3 protein-coding genes are annotated in these 2842 nt (G+C 35.7%); 1 reads left to right on the forward strand and 2 read right to left on the reverse strand.

Going from position 1 to position 2842, the window contains the following annotated elements; genetic code table 11:
- Positions 1-525: 525 nt before the first annotated feature.
- Complete coding sequence (locus tag ACODR7_RS21475) at positions 526-1029, reverse strand: hypothetical protein (RefSeq protein WP_136522139.1); 504 nt, start codon at positions 1027-1029, stop codon at positions 526-528.
- Positions 1030-1329: 300 nt separating this feature from the next.
- Between ACODR7_RS21475 and ACODR7_RS21480 the strand changes: the two genes are divergently transcribed.
- Positions 1330-1737, forward strand: a complete 408-nt coding sequence (locus ACODR7_RS21480) for a helix-turn-helix domain-containing protein (protein ID WP_488842307.1) — start codon at positions 1330-1332, stop codon at positions 1735-1737.
- Between the two features lie 47 nt (positions 1738-1784).
- On the opposite strand, the gene ACODR7_RS21485 is transcribed toward ACODR7_RS21480, so the two are convergent.
- Complete coding sequence (locus ACODR7_RS21485; protein ID WP_488842309.1) at positions 1785-2393, reverse strand: master DNA invertase Mpi family serine-type recombinase; 609 nt, start codon at positions 2391-2393, stop codon at positions 1785-1787.
- Between the last annotated feature and the right edge of the window lie 449 nt (positions 2394-2842).

A 2842-nucleotide genomic window follows, 5' to 3' on the forward strand; every position in this document is an offset into this window, starting at 1 on the left:
ATACTAAATAACAATAAATGTATAAAACTAGAAATAATTGTGTCCACACGATAGTTTGGGTAAGGGGGTAGAGGGGGTTGCTTAAGGGGCTCCCGGTGCTTATATAAGGGGGGCGAGACCTTTATTAAAGGGGGGCGAGGCCGTTGCTATACTACCTGGAGGGTTTAGTAAAGGAGGTAAGAGGATTAAAATACTGTTATAAGAATCATGTGCTATCCACCTGGCTTCATCAGTGGCGCAGCCACCATTCCTTTGCTCCCTCTAATCATAGACTTATTCCTTTGTTTTAAACGCAAGGTCGCAAAGTTTTAAATATTGATCTGTTTTTTAAGGCGTAAGAAAATCAAAGATTTTCAGCAGGTAAGGATATCAGGGTATAGAAATTTTATCGGAGATAAAATCTTTGCGCCTTAGAAACACACCTTATCATAAGAACCTGCGTCTTTGCGATTTCCAACCAAAAATCAGCAAATGGATGAGCACAAAAAAGCACGTTTTCACGTGCTCTCAAAAAGGTCTTTATTCTTACTGATTATTATTTGAAGTGGGGGGAGGGGTTTCAGTTTGTCCTGAAGTCTGTCCCGTTACAAAAAACTGTTTCATTCCTTCGTAAATCACATTGGTACCAGGTACATTTTCTTCAGAAAGGTATCTGACGCTTCGGTAGAAACTGATGGCATTGTGATAATTATCGTGATCCAGCAATACTTTGGTGTCAGAAAGCTGCTCTACCAGTGAATCTAATAGCTGTAAGCGTTGTTCTATCTGTTCTCTTGCGATATAATCTCTGTCGAATTCTGCTTTATCAAGGAATCCCGGAACATACTGAGTATTTTGTTCCATATAGGTTTTGGCTTTATTCACGAAGAGTTTGTTCTGTTCTGCAATTCTTCCGTATTGCTGTCTCTGATCCGGAGTAAGGTTGATGGTTTTGCCTGTAAGGACGGTCTGGATGTCCTGAATTGCTTTGTCAATGGTTTGTAAATCGCTTTCTGAAAAGCTTACACTAATTAAATTGTCCAGTGCCATAATATTGTGCTTTTTTGGGTTTGCAGGATCAAATATAGCGAGTGTAATGCATAGAAAAATAGAGTGTTGTAAGATTTTCAGAACGTGTTCACCAGAAAGTGAAAACCTGATAACAGCTTTTGTTTTTTTGTTGTTTTTGATGAAAAAAATAGGCTGTAAAAACGGAAATGGCGAAATAGGTGAGGAGGTCCGTTTCCAGGGTATCATGGTGAAGAACTGAGATTGTAATTAAGCTGCTTTTTAAGCCGTGTTTTTATAAATATTTTTCTATATTTAAAACTTCATACATATTGATTGATCATGGAACATAAAATACATCAGGGGCGCAATGTGAAACGATTCAGGGAAATGCTGGGCATCAAGCAGGAAGCATTGGCTTTTGACCTTGGGGACGACTGGAGCCAGAAGAAAATTTCTCTGCTGGAACAGAAAGAAATTATTGAAGACCCTTTACTGAAAAGAATTTCTGAAGTATTGAAAATTCCGGTGGAAGCGTTTCAGAATTTTGATGAGGAGCAGGCGGTGAATATTATTTCTAATACTTTTGGTGATAACGCTTGTGTTGGAAACCCAAATTCAACTTTCAACTTCAGTCCTATTGAAGAAATAAAGAAGTTGCATGAAGAAAAAATGGAGCTTTATGAAAGGATGCTGAAGGAGAAGGATGAGATGATGATGAGGTTGGAGAGGTTGATTGAGAAGGGATAGTTTAAGATATTAAAAAAAAGGTTCAGTATGTGCTGAACCTTTTATTTTTAATTTAAATGGAGACTTTCTTGTCTGCTTACAAAGCTGCTTACAGTCAATCTGTGTACCCCTAGGATCCTTCCAATTGCAGAATAGGATACTTTTTTATCCAGGAGTTCCTGAATTTTCTTTTCATGCCCTGTAAGTTTAGTTTTTGAAGATTTGCTTCCTTTAGGCCTTCCTAAAATTACTCCTTCTGCGCGTTTTCTAGCTAATGCTTCTTTAGTTCGTTGAGAAATTAAATTTCTTTCGATTTCAGCAGAAAGTCCAAAAGCAAAAGCTAATACCTTTGAGCTAATATCACTTCCTAACCGATAATTGTCTTTGATTGTCCAAACTTGAATATCCCGATTCATGCATTCATTAAGAATGCCCATAATCATTAATAGATTTCTTCCCAATCTGGAAAGCTCAGAGCAGATAAGAACATCTCCTTTCTTCATCTTTTTTAAAAGCTTACCTAGTTTTCTGTCATCCACATTTTTTGCACCAGAGATGGTTTCTTCAATCCATTTGTTAACTACTATTTCTTGGTATTGGCAAAATTGATTGATCTCAAAACGTTGGTTCTCTACTGTTTGTTTGTCGGTGCTTACTCTGATGTATCCGTAAATCATTGTATTTGTTGTTAAAATTATTTGATATTTAATTTAAACAAAAACTGATAAAAATAATACATAGTATTATTTTTATCAAGAATAATAAATTATATGAAACTCTTTGAAAAATTGCATAACAATAACGACCATTATTAAGAGGACGTGATATTAAAAGATATTGTTATGAATTTGCAGATCTATATCTCTTATTTATTCCTTGGCATTTCCCATTACATAATGATTCAAGTATTAAAGGAGCTTCTTTAGAAGCTGAAAAAGTATTTGAAAATCAATACAATGCCATATACAAACATTTGTTACAGTATAAAAATGAACTTTCCAACCGAAATAAAGCTGAAACTGGAATTCGCTATGAATGGTATGCTTTGCAAAGATGGGGCGCAAATTATTGGGAGGATTTTTTTAGACCAAAAATAATTTTCCAAGAAATGGTACAAGAATCCAGT

Source organism: Chryseobacterium sp. FG46, from assembly GCF_057809135.1.

Coding starts and splice junctions, on each gene's coding strand:
- ACODR7_RS21475 (WP_136522139.1), bottom strand. CDS start 1,029: ATGGCACTGGACAATTTAATTAGTGTAAGCTTTTCAGAAAGCGATTTA.
- ACODR7_RS21480 (WP_488842307.1), top strand. CDS start 1,330: ATGGAACATAAAATACATCAGGGGCGCAATGTGAAACGATTCAGGGAA.
- ACODR7_RS21485 (WP_488842309.1), bottom strand. CDS start 2,393: ATGATTTACGGATACATCAGAGTAAGCACCGACAAACAAACAGTAGAG.